Below are 19991 nucleotides of genomic sequence, written 5' to 3'. Positions count from 1 at the left end.
TTACAAAGGGAGTTTCGGAAACCAATAAAAAATCAGATAAATCCCTGTCGCCAATGTAATGGCGCCGCTTAATTTTCCCATCCACCGGGCGCTTGAACGGACAAAGTCCATTACAAGTTGTTGGGAAATCGTTGAAGCCAGTGAAATTAACGTAACAACGAAACCCATCCCAAGTGCGTACAACAGGAAGTTAAACATCCCGCTCAGAAAACCACTTGCCCCAAATGAGGATAAAACCAAAACAGAGAATAATGGTAAAGTACAACCAAGGGAGCCGAGAGCGTATGCGATTCCATAAAGGAATAGGGATATTTTCGCGCCTTTTTTCATTTCCCAATTACCACCGATATGAAACGAAAATACATTTTTGCCAGACATCATGAAGATACCTGCAACAGCAAAGCCAACCGCAACGAAAAACGCAATCCATGGCATAGCTTTCCCTAATAATTCGGCAAAAATAACGGAAACTAATCCGGCAATCAGAAAGACTACCAAAAAGCCGGTTGTCATAAGCAGGCCAGCCCAAAGGCCATCGAACGCTTTCCTTTTCTGTCCGCCTAATAAGTAAACGATGTACGAAGGCAGCATCGCAATGCCACAGGGATTGAATGCCGCCATCATACCGGTTCCAAGGATAAGAAGTGCAGTTGCCGTCATTTTAGCTCATTCTCCAATTCTGAAATTGAAGGGTACACTCCACTAAAAATAAGCTTATTCTGATAAATAATCATAACCGTATCAATGGAGGTAACGTTAAATTTTTGTATCAGCGATTGATCCTTATCGATGGTAAAAGGCCATTTTGCCTGCGTGTTTTCCCTAAATTCTTGAATCGTCTCTTTTGTGTCATTCACTGGATCCATGGCAATGGAAACCAGATCGATATTAGGATTGTCCGCAAACTTGGTTAGGTTCCCTGCCATAACTGCACAAGATGGACACCCGGTAGATATCATAAAATGAAGAATGGTCTTTTTGTTGGGGTCGACCTTTACAACCTTTTCGTCGATATCTGTAAAACTCAAATTGGAAACTGTCGGATTTTCAGCTGTTTTACTTGCCTGCTCAGATGTTTTCACAACGCCCGCACCTGCTGATCCCCCCAATTTGGTAACCGCAAAATAACCAATACCGATTACAGCAAGTAAAAGAACAAGAAGAGCAGCGCGTTTCATGACTTCACTTCCTTCTTATCAGGAAGACAGCAATCCATGGTTTGATCTTCCGTTTTTTCGGGCCACATTTTACTTAAGACCCTGTAAAGGGACAAGGCAAATAATGCCCCTAAAATAATAAAGGCCGCAGTTTTATAAGTAGTTAAATAGGCTCCCAATGCAGTACCTGCCAATAAAGGGATGATTAAAATCAGATGGCACGGACAAGTTAGGAATGCTAAAGCTCCCCATCCCCAGCCTTTCATTTTTTCCTTCAAGAAAATTCCTCCCTCCATCAAACTCTAGTAAAGAATTCTTAATCCTTAGATTCTCGTACAACAATTGATATGTTCAGCATTGTCGGCGACGACCTGGCGGGCCAGTTCGATTATGTTTCGAATTCTTTCGTCTGTAATCCGATAATAAATAAATTTGCCTTCTTGGCGTGTCGACACATAACCACACCATTTCAAACAAGCAAGCTGGTTTGATATTTGAGATTGTTTCATTCCTAACTCATGAACTAATTGACTAACATTTTTTTCGGATTCGAGCAAGGACACAGCGATTTTAAATCTCGCCGGATTCGATAGTCCGTGAAAAAACTTCGCTATAAGCTCGTGCTGTAAATCCTCCAACTGCAAAACAGGTTGTTCTTTCACCATTTTAACACCTCCACTTTATATATTATAATATTTTAATATTTAATTACAAATATTTTTGCTTTGCTTACGGGAATAATTATAATAATTAATTTCCCCCTTGACCTCCCCCTAAGGTTAAGGTTGTATACTCTGGTTAGTTAACTAAGTTTTATCAGATGAAAGGGGGCAAGCAGGTGGATTCATTTACAATCGGTCAACTATCAGAAGAAACCGGAGTCACTCGAAAAGCGATTCGCTTGTATGAAGAAAAGGGATTGATCCTGCCTTCCATTAAGCGCAGTGAGGGTAACTACCGTGTTTATAACCAAGATCATGTATTTTGTATCAATTGCATTAAACAGCTTCAATCGTTAGGCGTATCCCTAGAGGAAATGAAAGATTTATCTGTGATTTTCGTAAAAGATACTGTAGAAGTTGAACCTCGTCTTCAACAATTGTTGAAGGAAAAACTGGCCAAAATCGATGAGCATATCGAAGAACTGCAAAAATTACGTCAACATGTTTCATCGTTTCTTGACTCCCCGGAAGATGTATTTAGTCAAATGGAGGGATTTACAAATGAAGAATGAATCCGAAATCAAAGAATTTTATAATGTATTGTTATTTAGCCTGCCTAAAGAAACAAGGCCTATCCTGAGGGCAGTATTTTTCTCGATTCGTGAGGGGCGGCCTGTTTCCGAAGATTTTTTAGCAAAGCAAACGGGAATTGAAACAAAAACCGTTGAGTCAGTAGTAGAAATATTAGCCCAACGGCAGATGATCGTTCGTGGAGACAATCGAAAAATAGTAGGGGCCTTGGGATTATCGATTATACAGACTAATAATAAGATCCAAATGGAAGGACGAACTTTATTTGCCTGGTGTGCAATTTCTACATTGGAACTGTCTACTGCGCTGGAGGCTGATGTCGATATACATTCCAGCTGTGCGTACACAGGTGAATCGATTGAGGTAACTGTCCGAAACGGGAAATTGGAAAAGGTAACTCCCGATTCTACAGTAATCTGGACGGTGCCGTTTGATTCAGAGGCTCCATGGGCTGGTGGAACATGTAAACAGATTCACTATTTTAGCTCAGTTGAGCATGCAAACAAGTGGAAAGAAGAACATCCAAAATTGCATGGGGAAGTCATGACTTTGGAACAAGCCCTCTCTTTTGGAAACGAATTGAAAAATTTCTTATCATAGGGGCTGGATCTCATGAATGGATCCAGACAAGAAAACCAAAAGGTTAAAAGAAAACCCTATACATCGCTTTTGTTCCATTGATCATCCCTTTTCTGGACACTTTAATTGTGTAGCACACGCATATGTAGAAATATTTATTAGGTAACACGAGAGTAACATAAAAATTTACAAAAAGCTCAGGAGGAAAAAGACATGAAAAAAGAAATTCAGGAACTCGTAACCTTACTTGACCAACGGTCTAAAAAGAGAGAGGGAGGAAGCTCCATGCAGTGGATCTTCCGGCCGACGTTACAAATGCTGACAGAGGGGGAGCCAGTTACCATTGAAGACATCGCGACAGCGACTGGAAAACCTGTCGAAGAGGTAGGGAAAGTTGTCCAGTCTCTACCCAGCGTGGAGCTCGATGAACAAGGCCGTGTCGTTGGTTATGGTCTCACCATGGTACCAACCCCTCACCACTTCAAGGTTGATGGGAAGCAACTATATGCATGGTGCGCCCTTGATACACTTATGTTTCCGGGACTCATCGGCCGCTCGGCTCATATCGAGTCACCTTGCCACTCCACCGGTAAGCCCGTACGGTTGACGGTAGAACCAGAACGCATTGTAAAGGTGGAACCTTCCACGGCAGTAGTTTCGATCGTTACGCCAGACGATATGTCCGCGGTCCGCTCGGCATTCTGCAACGAAGTCCATTTTTTCAGCTCACCGAGTGCAGCGCAGGACTGGCTTAACCAACATCCAGGGGGAAAAGTGTTATCTGTTGAAGATGCTTTTAAACTTGGAAACCTTATGGGGAAGAATTACGAAAAAACAGGCCCTTCCAATGGGTCCTGCTGTGACATCTAGTCTTAAGTACGACGATGCCAGAAGGGGTATTACATGGTTTGATAAAGATGGATACAAGGCTATTCTTTCTCAATAGCAATTATCCTCCGAACAATATCCTCCTTGTAGGAATGAGCTTAGGGGGGTCAAGTCCATGGCCCATTGAGGTTGCGAATCAAAAAAACATTTAAATTCTAGGAGGAAAAAGCAAGCATGAAAACTTCAATCTGTCCTGCCTGTGGGTGTTCCCTAGTACGATTAGGGATTGAAAAAGATAAGGCAGCCGTATACAAATATAAAGATGAAGAATATCAATTTTGTTGCCAGGGATGTGTAGATATTTTTATTACCGATCCGGATAAATATCTTGCGGAAATAGCCGACTGGGTTGTTTGTCCCGCTTGTTTAGCTGAAAAACCAGCGGAGTTCACAATTGAATATCAGCATGAGGATATCAAATTTAATTTTTGCAGATGTCCTCATTGTATGACAGAGTTCAAAAAGAATCCTGATTTTTATATAAAACGTCTGGCTGGTGAAATCAAAAATTCTGAACTCTTTGGTGATAACTCAGCTTGCTGTTAATGAAAATTCGTTTCATCGATATATATCTGAAACTGCTAAACGTAAGCAGCACACCAATGCGATATGCCTTTTCACATGTAAAGGAAACCTATTTATGTAGATGATTAAATTTGATCGAAAAATGAACTACTTATGGCCTCCGCTTATTTATGGAGCCCATTAAAATTTAAATCCTTTCAAAACATAATATTTTAATGTTAAAATATATATATATGATATTTTAACATGTTTTTGGAAGGGAAATTTATCATGAGAGAGTCACAAAAAGTTGATTTATGTATAATAACAATCTTTATAATTGCTTTATTATTTATAGCTAGTCCGGTAGCTGCACATGGTTTTGAAAATCATGAAAAGAATAATTTATTGTTATGGATTATCGGGTTTCTCATAGTACTTAGCTCTGCTATCACTATTGGTGCATGGACAAAAACGATTTATTCTGGATTTATGAAACAAGAGTATCATCACGTGATTCGCGCTACTACAGTTTTAATTTCTTTTCTTTTATGGTTTTTACTTATTGGTGTTCAAAACTATATTCTTTCTATTGGGAATAATATGGTCATTTATAAAATTTCGATTTACACAGGTTATTTTGTACTGCCGTTTGCATTACTTTCACTTTGGCGTATGATTTGGCCATTTTCAAGCAAACATCTTTCATAGTATATTAAAAATAAATTCTTATCGGATTTTATTTGTTTTCTCAATAATTGGATATAGTATTTTTTATTTGTTAGCATCAGGATGGGTTTCACCTCCAGATCCGGAAGATCCTCCCCTACCAAGAACAGGTTTTATTGGTTTTTATGAAAACTATGGTCCATTAACATTTTGGCCTAATATCGAATTTTGGCTTCCATCAATTAATCTTTTTGGGGCAATTTCTATCGGTGCTTTGTTAATGATGCTTACCTTGTCAGGTTTTACGGCAATAAGTGTTTTATTATTTGTATATATATAAGTTGAACTTAAAAGATTCTACTAACCTAATTTAGGGTATAGCATAGAAAAACCTAAATTAGGAGGATGAGTACCTTGACTACTCAACAGGAAAATCTTTGTGTCATGGAAGCCATGAAGGATACCAATGACAGGCGCATGTTCGAACGTTACCAGGTTGTCCACCTCTATCTAAAAGGTTTCAAGCATAAGGATATTTCTGAGATTGTTCTTCGTTCTACTAAGACGATTTCCTCTTATATTAAAGCCTACAAGAAAGGCGGATTGGCTGGGCTTGAAAGAGGCCTACCAACGGGTGCGCCTAGAAAGTTAACTGAGAGCCAGGAACATGAACTCGTTCAGGTGGTAGCGTATAAAACACCACATGATGTAGGATATGAAAACCATTATAACTGGACGCTTGCCATCATATCAGACTTCATCCAACGTGAATGGGGACAAACCTATACGCTTCGTGGCGTTTCCCTCCTTCTTGAAGACCTTGGCCTAAGCCATACAAGACCGAACTATACACTTAAAAAGGCAGATAAGGCAAAACAGGAAACGTTCAAAAACGAGACATTTCCAGATCTAAAAAAAACTTTTAAACGAAGAAATTGACCATATCCTGTTTGAAGACGAGTCCATGATTAGGGATTACCAGGCCCTTCAGTGTTCATGGTTTCTGAGAGGAAAACAAAGGTTAATCCCTACCTACGGGAAGCATCAAGGTGCCAAGCTTCTCGGAACATTGAATTACGAGACAGGGGAAGTCTTTGTAGTCGAAGCAGAAAACTATGACGCGGAAGTCTTCCTTGAATTCCTGAAAAAAGTCCTTAGTAAGTATCCTTCAGGAAAAATCGTCATGGTCCTTGATAACGCAAGGATCCATCATGCCAAGCTTATTCAGCCTTTCCTAGAAGAAAACCAAAGTCGACTTGAACTGGTATTCCTTCCGCCGTATAGTCCAGATTTGAACCTTATAGAAGGACTTTGGAAGTGGATGAAGGGAACCATTATCAATAATGTCTTTTATTCAAAGGTACAGGAAATCAAAATAAACGTCAGAAAATTCGTTGAAGATATCAACAAAGATGCCGATAAGATCATAAACCGCCTGTGTGTTCAGATGTAAATATTAAATTCAATTTATATAGTTTAAAAGTGAAACGACAAAATAAGTTGAATCTCCATGCAATCGGAAATGTAACCGGATCAAGCATAAGCCTTACAGCAACTTCATTTTGTTGTTGTTGTTTGCCAGTACTTTATCCAGTCCTTTCGCTTTTAATAGGATCGACTGCCGCGGAAACCCTATCACTATTGTTAATTTCATCATCGAGTCCTCTTTTTAATATGATTCAAACAGCAGTGCTGTCCTTAATGGCTTTATCGGTCATATCTCTATCGAAAAATATCGATGTTTTAAATTCAGGCCAATGTGAAATTTGACGGCAAAAATTGCTAAGGTTTAGCTTCGGCCAACCCCTATTTGGAAAAGGAACAAGGATAGAATTGAAATATGGAGAATTTATGCAATATCGGTGCTTCTCATGGTTTTCGTACGGAAGTAGAGGAGTTAGAAACATCCTATTCTCCAATAGGATGTTTCGTTTTTGAATGATGGAATTAGATATTTTTTTCAATGTTTTTACAGCAATCTTTAATTTCGTTTACTTGTTGACGAACTTCATCTGAGGGATTGGCAGTCATTATACGGTTACAGCATTCTTCAATACGTTTTGCTTGTTGATTAATGTTTTCGATACTCACTTTTATCACCTCCATGGATATAGTACCCCTAAAATATTCTTAATACACTTGAATCTTAAAACTGCTCTCATGATAGTCAATTTGGGTACCTCTAAGGTAGTGACAGCATAGCTGACACTAACCGCAATTAGATGTTAAAAATTTAAAAGGTTGATATACCAATATTTTTCAAGATTTAAAGTTCCTATTTTATTCTTAGAAAAGGAACTTAATGAGTACAAGCCGTAGAAAGTATTTTGATGCGAAAAGTTCCTGCTCACGTGTTTATAGGAATTTTTTAAACCTTATTGCGGTCTATGACAGCTACGCTGTTATTAGGCCAATTAGGTGTACGGAAACGCTTCGAGGAATGATGGATGAAATGTGCAAAAGTTTCCAGCTGTAGAAATTTAACATCTTGTTCCATTTCCTTCAGTCTACGATAACACGCTAACTGACTGGCTCCTGTATTTGCACATATCTCCTTGACCGTTTTATCCGTAGATTTACTAATTCAACGGCATGAATCATTCCTGTTTAAAAAAACGACCGTTTTGGGGTAGTGTAGAGGAAAGATACTCTGTAAGATTACCAAAAACTATACTTTTTGAAATAGGTTGTTAACCGTGTGTTTTTTGTTTCAAAATAACAACTTGTATTATTTTGAAACATGTCAATGTTTTGACATGTGCTGTTTTTTCTCTTAATAAACCCTTTCGGGGGGATATGCAAAAATACCCCTTAGGGGATTATGGCCTTCCGACTGCAAGTGAAGAGCTTTACCAAAAGAAAATAGTGCACTTTACTGCCCCGTTCATGCAATTTGATCAAACATTTACAAATGATTTATTTTAATCCACAAAATGCCTTTACATTTATATCGATTATGCCCGATTTTGGACTTATCTCGGACTTACCCGATAAACTTTTGAAATTAACTTGACATTAGTTTTTCCATTTTTTACCGAAACTGCGCTTTGTCGTTCAGTTGCTGGTTCTAGGTCTAAAAAGATAACTGATAACAAAGCAATAGCAAACATAAAAAATAGATACATAGCTTCCATAACCTTTATCTTTCCCCTTCTTTTTTTAATCAAGCAAAAGGTGAGGATATATTCCCCACCTTTTTTATAAAATCTTATTTTCTTGTTATACCTCTTAAGACTTTCTCACTTATAAGTTTAACACTATGTAAGGTCACAATAAGTCCTTAAAAAGTACACAAAAAGTACGTAGATTTTTTAATTTCCCCTATTACCCATAGCACAATGAGATAGTAATTAATCTAAAAGTAGTAAAAATACTTGATTTAGTGTTTGTAGTAATATAAATTCTACAAAATCATTTTTACGAACTATTCATCAATAATTGTATTGTATCTTTCCAATTATCACCTGCTGTTCGTTCTTGAAATCTTCTTTTGCTACCTCTTTATATTGTTCTATATTTCCTTCAATAGAAGCTTTAGGAACCCAATAAACGAACTTCATCCCATTTTCAGCAATTATCAAAGCGTGCTTGTTGTTAAAAATTTTATCTTTCGCTTGGCAAACTTTTACTTCTTTTACCTTCATACGTTTAACCTCTTTCTTCATTTATGAATTCAGCAACTTCGTAATCTTCACCTTTAAAGATAACTATCCCGTCCTTAATCACTTCAAGGTCTGTGATATTTACTCTCCTAACAATAAATTCTCCGAAAAATTCTTGTGTCTCAATTTGAAAAATTTGTTCTTCTGTAACCACTTTTATCACTCCTTCCTATCGTACGATCATATTTTATAGTAGTTGACAGCTACTTCTCTCCAGTTCGGATAATAGATATTTGGCTTTTTGTAAATTCCATTTGACATTAGACTTACTCGGATAACGTTCAAGTGCGCGCTCTAACCATTTAAAATCTCGCTTAGTTCTATTTGTTAGTATCGTGCGATCATACTCTGTTAATTCCCCTAACCCGCAATCAATTATAATGACCTCAGTTTTCTTTAAATTAATCTGGATCTCGGATAATCTTCTTTCGTTTAGCATTTAAATCCCCCTTCTCTTTTTCCTGATTGAAAATGAGTCACTTTAAAATTTCACGTACCATATTCTAAACCCTCTATAGCAAACTTCCTCCCAACAATAATTATACAAACAAAAAGTTATTAGTACAAGTATTAAAAATAGTAAAATTACTAAAAGTAATAATCTTAATATCTTTAATACTTTACTTGCTAATGGCTTGTTTGACACACCAAGAGGGTCTTGGTGAAGTGGGTCTATCAACTCCTTAATGCTCCCTACAGTCCTCTTACCGTTGACAGACGCCATACGGGGCTCTCTCGCCTTTGTGAGAGGTTGCCCCTTATAAAAAAACCCTCCCGTTGCCTAAAAAGGCAACAGAGACGCTTATAAAGCGTTAAAATGATGATTGATTGTAAGTGTCTTTGGCTTCCTCGACACTTTTCCAATCAAATTCGCTATAAATGGCACGAACTAGCTTGCCGATCTGCTCGTCATTCATGCCTAATTTCTTTGCTCCAAGAATGGCATAACCCAAACAAGCGTTATTGCTCCATTCATTTTCGCTTGATTGGGCTTCCCAAACCAATCGTCTAAGATATTGCGACCGATTTCCTTCCGCCTGTTCGTCTAGCCAGTCCCATTCTTTCTCTGGAAGTGTTAGCGATACCTTTTTTGTTACTCCACCAGACGGACGACCGACCGCTCTTTTTTTAGAAAACATTTCTACTCGGCAATTTTGACAATAAGCCTTCGCTTCGTCATTGACGTGGATAATGGCAAGGTCATCATGACCACCACAACGCTCGCATTTTGTAGCTTCGATTTTGAAAAAATCCTTCGGCAAACTTTTTTCCAATTCGTCCAATGCTTGTTCAGCTTGCTCATAAGTTTCGTACTGAATTTCTTCTCCATTCGTTTCATCCCATGCTGTACTAGTGACAATTTGACCGTCTTTACCGCGGATTACAAACATATAAAAAACCTCCAATAATTTAAGTTACCTTAATTATATAGTTTAGGTTACTTAAAGTCAAATGTTTTAAGTAACCTAAATAAATTTCTTTATCTAATACATTTTCTATCCAATAGACAATCTCTTCCTCTGTCTTTCCTACACTTCTGAACCGTTCTACCTGCTGTTTTAAATGTTCACGATACCTTTTCACTTCAATATTATTCTTATTAACTGGAAACAATTTAACCTTCTCCTTTTTAATCAAAACTATTTTGATAAAATACTCTCAAGAGTGTAACAACCACTTATTCCGAAGAGCCAAAATTAATACAGGATTGAGTATCATTACATCTTCTTATTCATAAACTGAAGATAAGTAGTAAACCTATCAAACACTACAATTACTACGAATACTATTAAATACATAAAACCGTATGTTTATAACATCTTTTTATTTAAAGATTTATACTTGCTATTGTTTTAGATTTTTGCCATAATCCAGAGGTTGTCGAGGACAACGCAAGGCACAGAACGCCTACCTGCAAAGCAATTTAAAAAAATAAAAAGCTTTGCAAGCAGTAGACGTTCTACACACCGATCAACTCATAATCCGTCGGATTACTGAGGTATCCGCAGTGTACCCCTGTTAACGCAGGACTCCCGTCCTAACTATCCTACACACGCAAGTAGCCCTTGTGGTTTCATCCTATTCCTGTTCCCTTACCGCTTTGGCGTTTTCGGGAACTTAATCCTCATCCTAGCTTTTATGTAGGTCAGAGGAAAGAAATGATGGATTACTTACGGATAGTTCTACACGCCCCGTAAGGCGTCTACCCCTCCTTCGTCAGCACTTAGTGGTAGCTTTCACCATTCAGATACTTAATGCAACAGGGAGCATTTACTAGTATCCTAGTCTTGGTTTGCGATGGTCAAGACATACCCTGTCTATTTTTTCGGCACGTTTCCCAACGTTCCTTCTGTGGTTTGGCTTCCACAAGCTCAAATAAGCTAACCAAGACATAAAAAAGCACTATCTTCTAAACAGGTTAAAAGATAGCGCATATAACACAGCTGCTCAAAAGTAAAGGAAAAGCAACCACATAAACAAAATAGTTTTATTTACCATTTACCTTCAAGCAATATAATGTTATAATAAATCTACCTATTAACCTGTGTTGGCGCACAGGATGACGAGTCACTTCTATGGTTTGGTCGCTCTAGAAGTGGCTTTTTTTATGTATATCTGGTGACTTATTTAAGCTACTACTAGCTTAACTTGTCCACTAAAGTAAATCAACCCTTTTTTTGTTTTTTACTATTTTTATTAATAGTATTATAATTAGTAACAGCATAGATATTTTTAGTAAAAACACTATTAATACTCCAATTAGTGGTACTAGTAACAAGAGTACAATTACTTTGAATTATTGATTATACCTTGTTTTTATAGAGGTTGTCCTAATTGGAAAAAGATTCTTCAGGTTTTTGTTTTGATATTATTAATAGTAGTAATTGTAGTATTTTTTGAGTCGCATTATATTATTTACTATATATATCACTTTTAGTATAATTACTACATATAATAAAAATAGGAAAGGTGGCAAATTATGCGTTTATCACTCTCGAAAATTTTTTTAGTCTTTGCTTCTTTTTTGCTCGTCTTTATTCTATTTCGAGGATTTTCGACATATAGAACTTTTATGATAGATATACTTTTCATTATTGGAGTAGGATTAGTGGCAATCTTTATTATCTTAGCTTACGTATTACCACTAATCCAAGTACTCTTTTTAAAAAAGAAGTGAGATTACCTTTCTAACTCACACATCATCGAATTTTTTTCGGCTTGATTTATCGCATTTAATAGGCGTTTTGTGGTTACTAAATGTTGTTTTAAATTTTGTATATCTCGTTTGAACTCTTGTTTAGTTTTAATATCAGGATTTTTCATAATATGCCATCCGATGGATATATTGCCTTCATAATCAGCACAAAAATTATGGTCGCCAAAATACTTACCAATGCGTTTAGATAATAGCTTTTCTTCTTGAGGTTTCAGCGTTTTATTTTCTTTTTTCCTCATACTTTCCTGATTCAATGACTGTGATATTCCAATACGATTGATATATTGGGTAGCTTCTTTTAACGTTTTAAAGTCTCGTTTTAGACTTCTACTATTGTTTCCATTTACAATAATCTCAAAGTTGCTGTTCTTTAAATTTTCTTTAACAGATAGTATTTTTTCTATTTCCAATTGATTATTTATAACTTCATAATCTTGAATCAACTCATCAAGGGGAATAATTCGGTTTTTATTTGTACGAAAATACTCCACCTCATCGCTTTCTCTTTTCTCTATTTGTCCAGAAATAATAAAACCGTTCTTCATATCTAATAATTGTAATTTTGTTTCGGGTTCAATCTTAACTCCCTTCTTTTCTAGTTCTTCTTTAACTTTTGATGGATCATGTTCTTTATAGAATTGATTAATTCTATCCATTTGAGCTTCGTTGATCTCATCTATAATTGTCATACTTACTTCTTGTACCTCAGATATTGCCTTTTTAGCTATTCTAAGGTCTTTAGCCCAGCTAGCAATGTATCCAACTGTACTTTCTTCTGTATCTAAACCAAAATATTTGTTCACAATGTAGGCGCAAGAATCTGCTTGAGCTTCCTTGTGTCCTCGCTCAAGATCTTTTAGTTCGCTGTCGATATGATGTAACTGTGCATGTGCGTATTCATGTATTAAAACCCTAAATTTTTGCATTGGACTTTTAGCGGTTTCTGTATTAATGATAATCTCATGATTACGCTTATCATAATATCCACCATACTTTTCTCCTGTATGCTCTTCCTCTTTGACCGGAAGATCTGTCTCATTACTTTTTTCTTTTAAATACCCTAAGAACCTATCATATAGTTCCTTTACGTTATTCTCATTTTTCATTTCTTCTTGAATAAACTGTTTTAAACTAGGCACTTCTTTTCCTATCGTTTGAGATATATCAAATACTTTTCCAGTCACAAAACCTCTTAATACTTTCTTTTTTTCTGTAATTGGCTGCCCTTTTACATCGTATAAAGGAAAACCTGTTTCATCGACCTTCGTTACTTCTTCATTTCTAAAAGTAGGGACTAAAATTTCTAATCCTGTCTCGCCTTTCTTGACTTGTCTACCTATCTTTTTCCAATTATCATAACTACGAATCATTTTAATGTCTGGTTTTTGCTGTATAATCTTAAGCATATTACCTAGTGAGTAATTATGTCTTGTTGCAATTACATCAAGTAAATGCTTAAACTGATCATTTTTAAAAATCTCTTCTAAATTTTGTTCTAACTCTTTATTATATTCAGCTAAGTTCACTTTTTTAGTCATTTTGATTACTCCTAATATTTTAGTAATAATAATATTTTAATTACTTTTACCACTAATACTAAATTTACTATTAATAAAAAAAGAGCTAGCTTTTAGCTAACTCCTTTTTTCCTTCTATACCAAGGCTCAAACTCTATACCATTAATACCATCTATAGGTACAAAAAAATCAATATCATAGTCTAAAATGTTTTCTCCAAGATCAATGATTCCCTTTTGTGTAATAGCTCCAATTGGTATATCCTTACTAGTTCTAATCTCTTTATCAGACTGCATAACCTCTTCAATTGTATAAATCATTATCTTTCCAGCCCCTTTTCTTTTATATTATTTTTTCCTGCGTTTTTTGATAACTGGTCTAATCTTATAAACTTGTCTGGATGGATGAAAGGATCTCTCCTAATATTTTGATCAATATTTTTGTTAAGTGCATGATATTTAGCGTCCTCTCTTAACCATTCTTTAGCTGTTTTTGTTCCTGACCAGTCGGAAACGATCTTGTTAACAGGCTTATTTGTCGCTAAATTAACAATAAAATTGTCATCGGTACTTTGTAAATTGACAGCATAGATGTTTAAATCCTTAAAAGTTCCTATATGCTGTATTTTATCTATTTGGTACTGATCATACTTCTTAAACTCATAGACGTTCTCGCCTTCCTTATTAGTTAGAAAATTTAATCGTTCAGCAATAACATTCTCTTTAAAGTTTCGCATAATCCTTTCATGATTATAAGTGGTTTCTTGATCTAAACTTTTCTTATAAAACGGTAGGTTTTTAATATCTTCATACGTAGACAATATATCCATCTTTGTTCGTAAAGGAAATTCATCAAAAGCAGATGATATTTGATGTCTTTCTAAGACAACTACCCTATCCGTTTTTATGACTCCCTCAAGCTCTTTTTGTCCCATTGTCAGACCTTTTGGTACTCTAACTTCATGTCTGTAAAGGCTGTAGCCTTCCTTTTCCGTCATTCTTCCTTTAGTGTAAACCCCCATAACAGGGATAGCTGCTATGTTCCTTCCTGTTTCACCCAAAACAATAGCAGGTCTAGGTTTAGACCTGCTACTTTGAAACTCATCTGTTAATAATTTATTGTAAGGGAACTCATAAGCAATTACCAAGTCACCTGATTTATATTTTTGTCTATAGTTCTTCATTTTCTCCCTCGATTCTTAGCTTCTTCAAGCTCTTTTACCTCTTCAATACTCAAACCATCCTCTCTTTGTTCCACTAAGTCTTCTACATGAGCAATCAGATCATAGCCACTGATACGATTGTGTTTAAGAAGAACAGGTAATAACTCTTGTACATATTCAGACCATTCCATAGGTAAACACATATCCTCACAAACTTCATTTACTGTCTTGTTTTCAATGGAGTAGTGGGATAAAAATTCATCTGATCTTGTGTATTTCATGTATTCTTCTTCTGTATTAAAGTTATTTCGTTTTAGTACCATTTCGATCTGCCTCCTATTTTACAAACTCAACCCAATTTTTCGCCTGATTGTATCTTACTTCTTTCGTATATGATCCGCTTTTCCCCTTTAGTTTAACTTTTATAACTTTCCCCTCAAGAAGTTTTTGTGCTTCTTTTACCGTTATGTTTTTCTTTCCAAAGCGCACCAAACTGTTTTTCCACAAAGTAATGTTACATCCTTGTTTATATCCGCTACACGAGAATGCCTTTGTATTTTCTAACACTTCTTTACTGCAAGACGGACATTTTGCAACAGCTTTCTTTTCATCGATATTTACAGACTTTACATTCACCTTTATTTCTTTTCCTATAGTTTGGATTAGGGCTTCTAAGTTTTGATAGAAGACCTCTTTTTCAATTGATCCTTTTTCAACCCCAAGCAGTAAAGACTCAAAGAAAGCTGTCATTTTAGGGCTGTATAAACTAAAAGTATTAGGCATCATTTTAACAATTTCTCTACCTAGTTCAGTTGATACAATTTGTTTCCCTTTACTTTTTATATAACCTCGCTTATACAATAGTTCAATGATACTGGATCTTGTCGCAGGCGTTCCGATTCCTTCAACATTCTTTAAGATATTTTTATCCTTTTCTTCTTTCAAAAATTTCCCTGCATTTTTCATGTCATTTAGTAATGTTTTCTCTGTATACCTTTTAGGTGGAGAAGTTTCCTTTTCTCTGATTTCATAATTACTTATGCCCTCCGGTTGAATCATCCTTAATTTAGGCTCTTTTACCTGACCATTAAAAAGTTTTCTCCACCCCAGATCAACAAGAGCCTTTTCCTTAGCTTGAAATGTATAATCACCATCATTGAACTGAGCAACAGTGACTTTATAACTTGCTTGAGGATAATAACTTGAAATAAAACGTTCGAAAATAACATTATATAACTTCTTCTCGTCTGAGCTTAAATTTTTCGCTTTTTCTGTAGTAATAATAATAGCTTCATGATCTGTCACCTTGGTTCCATCGATAAAGGATTTTTCGATTTCATATCCATTGTTAAGGATTTCTTCTACAAATTCATTATCTTTATGTTGCTCTAGAATAACTGGTAAATCGTCTGAACTTGCGAGATATTGAGAACTGGTACGAGGGTAAGTAACCAATCGCTTTAAATAAAGGCTTTGCAAAACGTCCAGTGTTTTTTGAGCTGACCAACTAGACTTATCGTTCATGTACATTTGTAAGGATGTTAAATCAAACAAGTTCTTAGGCTTTTCCTGTACTTCTTTTTCCGAGAATTGAATTTCTCCCCTTTGTTTTAAGGAATCTTTTATAGCAATAACTTCATCCTTTTTTAAACGTATGTCTTTCTCCATAACTAACTCAAATTCGATCTCAGAGCCTAAGACAGGTGCTACAATGGTGTAATGCTTTTCTTTTTGAAAACTTTCTATTGCTAAGTCTCGATTTACAATCATAGCTAAAGTAGGGGTCTGTACTCGACCAAGACTTAGCAATTTGTTACTACCGCTTAATCGTGTCAATAGCTGAGTTCCATTCACACCAATCAATAAATCAGCTTCCTCTCTTAATTGTCCTGCTTGTGCAAGACCTTCATATTCAGAACCATCTTTTGCTTGTTCGTAAGCTTTTAAAATCCCTTGATTCGTATTGTTTTGTACCCACAGTCTTTTTAAAGGCTTTTCAACTTTTGCAAGCTTATAAATCTTTCTAAATATATGTTCTCCTTCACGTCCTGCGTCAGTTGCAATGTAGATTGTTTTAGCTTTCTTTATAAAGTTTATAACCACCCCTAGTTGTTCTTTTTTGTCCTCAATTGGTTCTAGAGGAATATCCTTAACAAAAAGAGGAAGGGCTTCTATATCTCCCTTCCATCCAAAGTTTTCGTTAATTTTCTCCAAAGGAATCAATTTTACTAAATGACCAAAAGCATAAGTAAATATTTTATCTTGATCTCCTTGATAATACCCTTTCTTAGACTTCACACTATCACATAACGCATTTGCAAACATTTCAGCCTGTGATGGCTTTTCACAAACAAATAACTGCACTTTTATTCCTCCTATACTTTATGAAACTACCGTTCATATTCTCTATCTCTCTCCGCTTGTAAGGCTTGCAACCTTTCAAAGTGTTGTTGGTTTTTCCAACTGGTATATTCTCGTTTAAACATATTTTGAGCTTTAAATAAGGCTCTATTAACCAAAATCTTATGTTTAATATTATCTCGCCTAATGGAAGGCTCTTTATTCCCCTTTCTTGAAATTTTTAACCTTGCTTGCTCTTGTTGAGAAAGCTCTTTAATTTCTTTTAAAGTTGCATTCCCTAAACGTTTATAAAGCTCTTCTATTTTGTTTTGTTTAAGTTTCTCATAATTCCCCTCCCCATAGGCTTCTTTCATTACTTTTACTTCTTCATCTAGTCTATTTAAAAGTTCGTTGTATTCCTTCCTATGATATTTCATGATGTATAACTTACTTAATTGATCAATAGTCGGGCGAATCTTGTCTAACGAATTATACCCATATTGCCATTGCCTTTTATCTGATGGGAGATTTTCCTTTATGTGTTCAAATAACTTTTTCGCTTCTCTGTTAAACTTCATAGGCTTGCTTTTTTTCTTTTTAACAATGTTATCTCTAATAAGAGTGTTAATTTTCTTTTGTTCAACAGAACGATCCATTATTTGATTAACTACTTTAGATTTCATATACCTCAATGTTTTCGGTTTCCGTTTTCCTCTCTTCCTTGTCGGTATAGGTTCTACAGTTGCAATATGAACATGTATGTTATCCGTATTGTAATGGATTGCCCCTGACCAAATTGCGCTATCCTGTAACCCTTCCCTTTTTAACATTTCGTTCATTGCTGAACGGGTAGCTAACATTATTTTTTTTTCATCTACTGTGTTTGTTTCTGGATCGTATATGCCATGTTTTTCTAGCCACCTGTTATCAAAACTAATTACGTCTTGCCACATAACACTTCCGTTTTTTTGGGCTTCTTTATATATTCTTTTAATTGCTTTTTTATCTTTTGTATCTAGTTGATCTGAGTTTTTTGTAAATAAAGCGCTCGTTTTGTTTGGATTGTCCATATAATCAGAGTAATGATCATAGCTAAGTACAGATTCACTTTTTTTGATTTTTCGTTCTGCAAAATTAATACTGTTCTCTAAATTAGAAAGAAATTTTTCTTTTTTGTGGATCATGGTTCTAATGCTTTCACTACGTTTATCTATAAACTTTTCTAGGTGTTGACTAAACCGTTCAAGTACTTTTTCCTCTTCTGAGTAATTAATATCCTCATTTTCGGTATACTCTTCAAACAAATTCTTTAAATCCTTTTTTTCCTTCCATGTAAGGAAATCGGCTTCCTTTGTAAAAAGTTTGGGAACAGATTCTATATTATTTAAATAATCAAAAGCCTTATTATAATTCTTAAGACGATCTTCAAGTTTATTTATGTTACTTTTTTCTGTTTCAATTCTTGCTGTTGTTTCTGCAATCCTTTCTTTTGCTTCATCTATGAGTTCTTTCTGTTTTTGTCTAAATTTTTTAATGTTTTCTTGACTATAAGATGAATACTTTTCATATGCTAAGTTACGTTTAGCTTCCTCCCTGTCCACATAGTCAATATAATCAGTAAAGACTTTATCAGACTGATAAATAAATTTCGTTTTAAGTACGACACCTACCATCATTCGTCACCTTTTCGATCTAACTTTATTTGTCGAAAAGTTTCAATTTTATTTTTTACATGGATTTCTGCACTTTCCAACATAGGAGACTTAATCTTGTCTGTAGTTGCTAATACTTTATATAGAGTAGGATCTTTTTGTGCATTCACCAAAAACAGATGATTAAACATTTCTAATAGTACTTGTGTATTTCGATCAGAACTATTAGTTCCTAATCGTATTCTTACGAGGTCTTTTCTTAAGCTCTCTGCAAGATGTTCCGCAATCATAACCGCTAAATCATTCATTTTTTTATCTGTTGCTACCTCATGCTCTTTGCATATTTTATCGAGTACCTTTCCTATGCTTATCTTTTCACCAGTCTGTTCTAAAATGTTATTTTGTACTTTTTCTAAATAGCTGATGGTCTTTTCACTTATATATAAATTTTTTCTTTTATAGTTCATGAAAATCATCTTCTTCCGATAGTTCTTCTATTACTTTATATATTTTTTTCATCGTTTCAGTGTTTTGCTCTAATACTAGGATTACTTTTTCTAATAATAGCTGGTATTTATCCTCTATCTCGCTTAATTCATTTGTAGTAGCAATTTTTTCAATCTGCACTTTCAAGAATTCTTGCCTAGACATTCCCTTTTCCTTAGCAAGTTCATCTATCACTTTTACTTTTGTAGGGTTTAAATTGCGAACTATTACATTCATTTTTTTCACTCCTCCTATTTTGTTAGAAGCGTTTTTTTGTACCCTTTTTAGCAGGGCGTAAAAAGGGTAAGAGCATAAGGGGTTTTTGCTATCACTTGACGTGATAGGTTAGGCAAAGCCTAACTTAACCCTGCTATCAGAATATTCCTTTTTTACGCATAGTTTGTGCACGGTTTGCGCATGGTTCGTGCATATATTTTTTGAAAGTCTGAAACTAAAAGGAAAACAAAGAAAGAGCCAAATACGGCTCTTTCTTATTCATTCTTTCGCTAATTTTTCAAGCTGATCGTTCTTTTTCTTTTCTAGATTTTCAATCCTTTCATTCACCTCTCTAAGTAGCTTTTTCATTTCTTCTTTCTCAACCTCAGCCATTTCAATTAAGTTTTTCTTCGTATCTATCTGTCCATCCGTTTCTTGTTGTTGTTGTTCTGTCTGATACTCCTTATTAGCAATTAAGTATTCTATTTCTCTCTCCAATTGCTGAATAACGCCATCTTGTAGTGGAATACTCTTACTTAAATTATCCTTCTCTACTTTCAATCGGATTAACCCCCGTATTTTGGACAGTATCTCTCTTAATCTCACTTTATCTTAAAATTACATCCTTTTTCGTTTCCTTTTGTCCTTTTGAGATGATAGCCATTTCTTCCATTCCTTCAAGGATAAAG

General features: G+C 35.4%; 24 protein-coding genes. 6 read left to right on the top strand and 18 right to left on the bottom strand.

Going from position 1 to position 19991, the window contains the following annotated elements:
- From E2L07_RS16205 to E2L07_RS16190, 4 genes are read right to left on the bottom strand one after another with little or no spacing between them, the layout of a single operon-like run.
- A complete protein-coding gene (locus E2L07_RS16205; protein WP_101226404.1) occupies positions 1 to 660 on the bottom strand; it encodes a cytochrome c biogenesis CcdA family protein in 660 nt (219 codons plus the stop codon).
- Positions 657 to 1178, bottom strand: a complete 522-nt coding sequence (locus E2L07_RS16200; RefSeq protein ID WP_101226405.1) for a TlpA family protein disulfide reductase — start codon at positions 1176 to 1178, stop codon at positions 657 to 659. The genes E2L07_RS16205 and E2L07_RS16200 overlap by 4 nt, the downstream gene beginning before the upstream one ends.
- Positions 1175 to 1435, bottom strand: coding sequence for a transporter (locus tag E2L07_RS16195; protein WP_241504252.1), 261 nt, complete (start codon positions 1433 to 1435; stop codon positions 1175 to 1177). The genes E2L07_RS16200 and E2L07_RS16195 overlap by 4 nt, the downstream gene beginning before the upstream one ends.
- A 45-nt stretch (positions 1436 to 1480) precedes the next feature.
- Positions 1481 to 1822, bottom strand: a complete 342-nt coding sequence (locus E2L07_RS16190) for an ArsR/SmtB family transcription factor (RefSeq protein ID WP_101226406.1) — start codon at positions 1820 to 1822, stop codon at positions 1481 to 1483.
- 173 nt (positions 1823 to 1995) lie between these two features.
- Between E2L07_RS16190 and merR2 the strand changes: the two genes are divergently transcribed.
- The 6 genes from merR2 (at position 1996) to E2L07_RS16160 (ending at position 6503) form a co-directional block, all read left to right on the top strand.
- Positions 1996 to 2391, top strand: a complete 396-nt coding sequence (merR2, locus tag E2L07_RS16185; protein ID WP_134230076.1) for a mercury resistance transcriptional regulator MerR2 — start codon at positions 1996 to 1998, stop codon at positions 2389 to 2391.
- Positions 2381 to 3010, top strand: a complete 630-nt coding sequence (gene merB, locus E2L07_RS16180) for an organomercurial lyase (RefSeq protein ID WP_142385415.1) — start codon at positions 2381 to 2383, stop codon at positions 3008 to 3010. Before merR2 ends, merB (E2L07_RS16180) begins: the two co-directional genes overlap by 11 nt.
- 192 nt (positions 3011 to 3202) lie before the next feature.
- Complete coding sequence (merB, locus tag E2L07_RS16175) at positions 3203 to 3859, top strand: organomercurial lyase MerB (protein WP_101226409.1); 657 nt, start codon at positions 3203 to 3205, stop codon at positions 3857 to 3859.
- Positions 3860 to 4051: 192 nt separating this feature from the next.
- Positions 4052 to 4423: a YHS domain-containing protein gene (locus E2L07_RS16170; RefSeq protein WP_101226410.1), complete on the top strand. Its 372-nt coding sequence runs from the start codon at positions 4052 to 4054 to the stop codon at positions 4421 to 4423.
- 249 nt (positions 4424 to 4672) lie between these two features.
- The gene (locus E2L07_RS16165) at positions 4673 to 5092 is read left to right on the top strand and encodes a hypothetical protein (protein ID WP_134230075.1); all 420 of its coding nucleotides are present in this window, start codon (positions 4673 to 4675) and stop codon (positions 5090 to 5092) included.
- Between the two features lie 402 nt (positions 5093 to 5494).
- A protein-coding gene (locus E2L07_RS16160; protein WP_134230078.1) for an IS630 family transposase occupies positions 5495 to 6503 on the top strand; the annotation gives its coding sequence in 2 pieces (ribosomal slippage) (positions 5495 to 5962 and positions 5964 to 6503; 1008 coding nt in all).
- Positions 6504 to 6997: 494 nt separating this feature from the next.
- Here E2L07_RS16160 and E2L07_RS20920 read toward each other — a convergent pair.
- The 14 genes from E2L07_RS20920 to E2L07_RS16095 form a co-directional block, all read right to left on the bottom strand.
- On the bottom strand, positions 6998 to 7141 hold the full coding sequence (locus E2L07_RS20920; RefSeq protein WP_166740104.1) for a hypothetical protein: 144 nt from the start codon (positions 7139 to 7141) through the stop codon (positions 6998 to 7000).
- Between the two features lie 1340 nt (positions 7142 to 8481).
- Positions 8482 to 8694: a hypothetical protein gene (locus E2L07_RS16150; protein WP_134230074.1), complete on the bottom strand. Its 213-nt coding sequence runs from the start codon at positions 8692 to 8694 to the stop codon at positions 8482 to 8484.
- Between the two features lie 4 nt (positions 8695 to 8698).
- On the bottom strand, positions 8699 to 8866 hold the full coding sequence (locus tag E2L07_RS20915; protein ID WP_166740103.1) for a hypothetical protein: 168 nt from the start codon (positions 8864 to 8866) through the stop codon (positions 8699 to 8701).
- 658 nt (positions 8867 to 9524) lie between these two features.
- Entirely contained in the window at positions 9525 to 10103 is a 579-nt protein-coding gene (locus tag E2L07_RS16145) for a DUF2239 family protein (protein ID WP_134230073.1), read from the bottom strand.
- A 19-nt stretch (positions 10104 to 10122) separates the two neighbouring features.
- A complete protein-coding gene (locus tag E2L07_RS16140) occupies positions 10123 to 10326 on the bottom strand; it encodes a hypothetical protein (RefSeq protein ID WP_134230072.1) in 204 nt (67 codons plus the stop codon).
- Between the two features lie 1566 nt (positions 10327 to 11892).
- The gene (locus tag E2L07_RS16135) at positions 11893 to 13467 is read right to left on the bottom strand and encodes an ArdC-like ssDNA-binding domain-containing protein (protein WP_134230071.1); all 1575 of its coding nucleotides are present in this window, start codon (positions 13465 to 13467) and stop codon (positions 11893 to 11895) included.
- A gap of 92 nt (positions 13468 to 13559) precedes the next feature.
- Positions 13560 to 13766 (bottom strand): hypothetical protein, encoded by a 207-nt coding sequence (locus E2L07_RS16130; protein WP_134230070.1) that lies wholly within the window; start codon positions 13764 to 13766, stop codon positions 13560 to 13562.
- Positions 13766 to 14629 (bottom strand): hypothetical protein, encoded by an 864-nt coding sequence (locus tag E2L07_RS16125; RefSeq protein ID WP_134230069.1) that lies wholly within the window; start codon positions 14627 to 14629, stop codon positions 13766 to 13768. Before E2L07_RS16125 ends, E2L07_RS16130 begins: the two co-directional genes overlap by 1 nt.
- Entirely contained in the window at positions 14626 to 14931 is a 306-nt protein-coding gene (locus E2L07_RS16120; protein WP_134230068.1) for a hypothetical protein, read from the bottom strand. The genes E2L07_RS16125 and E2L07_RS16120 overlap by 4 nt, the downstream gene beginning before the upstream one ends.
- A gap of 13 nt (positions 14932 to 14944) precedes the next feature.
- Positions 14945 to 16972, bottom strand: coding sequence for a DNA topoisomerase (locus tag E2L07_RS16115; RefSeq protein ID WP_243854975.1), 2028 nt, complete (start codon positions 16970 to 16972; stop codon positions 14945 to 14947).
- Between the two features lie 26 nt (positions 16973 to 16998).
- Positions 16999 to 18621 carry a MobP2 family relaxase gene (mobP2, locus tag E2L07_RS16110; RefSeq protein WP_208402076.1) on the bottom strand — a complete coding sequence of 541 codons (1623 nt, stop codon included), beginning with the start codon at positions 18619 to 18621 and terminating at the stop codon, positions 16999 to 17001.
- A complete protein-coding gene (locus tag E2L07_RS16105; protein ID WP_134230066.1) occupies positions 18621 to 19067 on the bottom strand; it encodes a hypothetical protein in 447 nt (148 codons plus the stop codon). The genes mobP2 and E2L07_RS16105 overlap by 1 nt, the downstream gene beginning before the upstream one ends.
- Positions 19057 to 19323, bottom strand: coding sequence for a hypothetical protein (locus E2L07_RS16100; RefSeq protein ID WP_134230065.1), 267 nt, complete (start codon positions 19321 to 19323; stop codon positions 19057 to 19059). Before E2L07_RS16100 ends, E2L07_RS16105 begins: the two co-directional genes overlap by 11 nt.
- 258 nt (positions 19324 to 19581) lie before the next feature.
- Entirely contained in the window at positions 19582 to 19863 is a 282-nt protein-coding gene (locus E2L07_RS16095) for a hypothetical protein (protein ID WP_134230064.1), read from the bottom strand.
- Between the last annotated feature and the right edge of the window lie 128 nt (positions 19864 to 19991).

Origin of the sequence: Halalkalibacterium halodurans, from assembly GCF_004376175.1 — a bacterium.
Classification (GTDB): Bacteria; Bacillota; Bacilli; order Bacillales; family Bacillaceae_D; genus Halalkalibacterium; species Halalkalibacterium halodurans.
Note: the sequence above shows the minus strand (reverse complement) of the source record. Positions and strands in the feature narration are given on the sequence as shown.

Coding starts and splice junctions, on each gene's coding strand:
- E2L07_RS16125 (WP_134230069.1), bottom strand. CDS start 14,629: ATGAAGAACTATAGACAAAAATATAAATCAGGTGACTTGGTAATTGCT.
- E2L07_RS16145 (WP_134230073.1), bottom strand. CDS start 10,103: ATGTTTGTAATCCGCGGTAAAGACGGTCAAATTGTCACTAGTACAGCA.
- E2L07_RS16120 (WP_134230068.1), bottom strand. CDS start 14,931: ATGGTACTAAAACGAAATAACTTTAATACAGAAGAAGAATACATGAAA.
- E2L07_RS16150 (WP_134230074.1), bottom strand. CDS start 8,694: ATGAAGGTAAAAGAAGTAAAAGTTTGCCAAGCGAAAGATAAAATTTTT.
- merB (WP_101226409.1), top strand. CDS start 3,203: ATGAAAAAAGAAATTCAGGAACTCGTAACCTTACTTGACCAACGGTCT.
- E2L07_RS16130 (WP_134230070.1), bottom strand. CDS start 13,766: ATGATTTATACAATTGAAGAGGTTATGCAGTCTGATAAAGAGATTAGA.
- E2L07_RS16100 (WP_134230065.1), bottom strand. CDS start 19,323: ATGAATGTAATAGTTCGCAATTTAAACCCTACAAAAGTAAAAGTGATA.
- E2L07_RS16205 (WP_101226404.1), bottom strand. CDS start 660: ATGACGGCAACTGCACTTCTTATCCTTGGAACCGGTATGATGGCGGCA.
- E2L07_RS16165 (WP_134230075.1), top strand. CDS start 4,673: ATGAGAGAGTCACAAAAAGTTGATTTATGTATAATAACAATCTTTATA.
- E2L07_RS16105 (WP_134230066.1), bottom strand. CDS start 19,067: ATGAACTATAAAAGAAAAAATTTATATATAAGTGAAAAGACCATCAGC.
- mobP2 (WP_208402076.1), bottom strand. CDS start 18,621: ATGGTAGGTGTCGTACTTAAAACGAAATTTATTTATCAGTCTGATAAA.
- E2L07_RS16135 (WP_134230071.1), bottom strand. CDS start 13,467: ATGACTAAAAAAGTGAACTTAGCTGAATATAATAAAGAGTTAGAACAA.
- merB (WP_142385415.1), top strand. CDS start 2,381: ATGAAGAATGAATCCGAAATCAAAGAATTTTATAATGTATTGTTATTT.
- E2L07_RS16190 (WP_101226406.1), bottom strand. CDS start 1,822: ATGGTGAAAGAACAACCTGTTTTGCAGTTGGAGGATTTACAGCACGAG.
- E2L07_RS16170 (WP_101226410.1), top strand. CDS start 4,052: ATGAAAACTTCAATCTGTCCTGCCTGTGGGTGTTCCCTAGTACGATTA.
- E2L07_RS16200 (WP_101226405.1), bottom strand. CDS start 1,178: ATGAAACGCGCTGCTCTTCTTGTTCTTTTACTTGCTGTAATCGGTATT.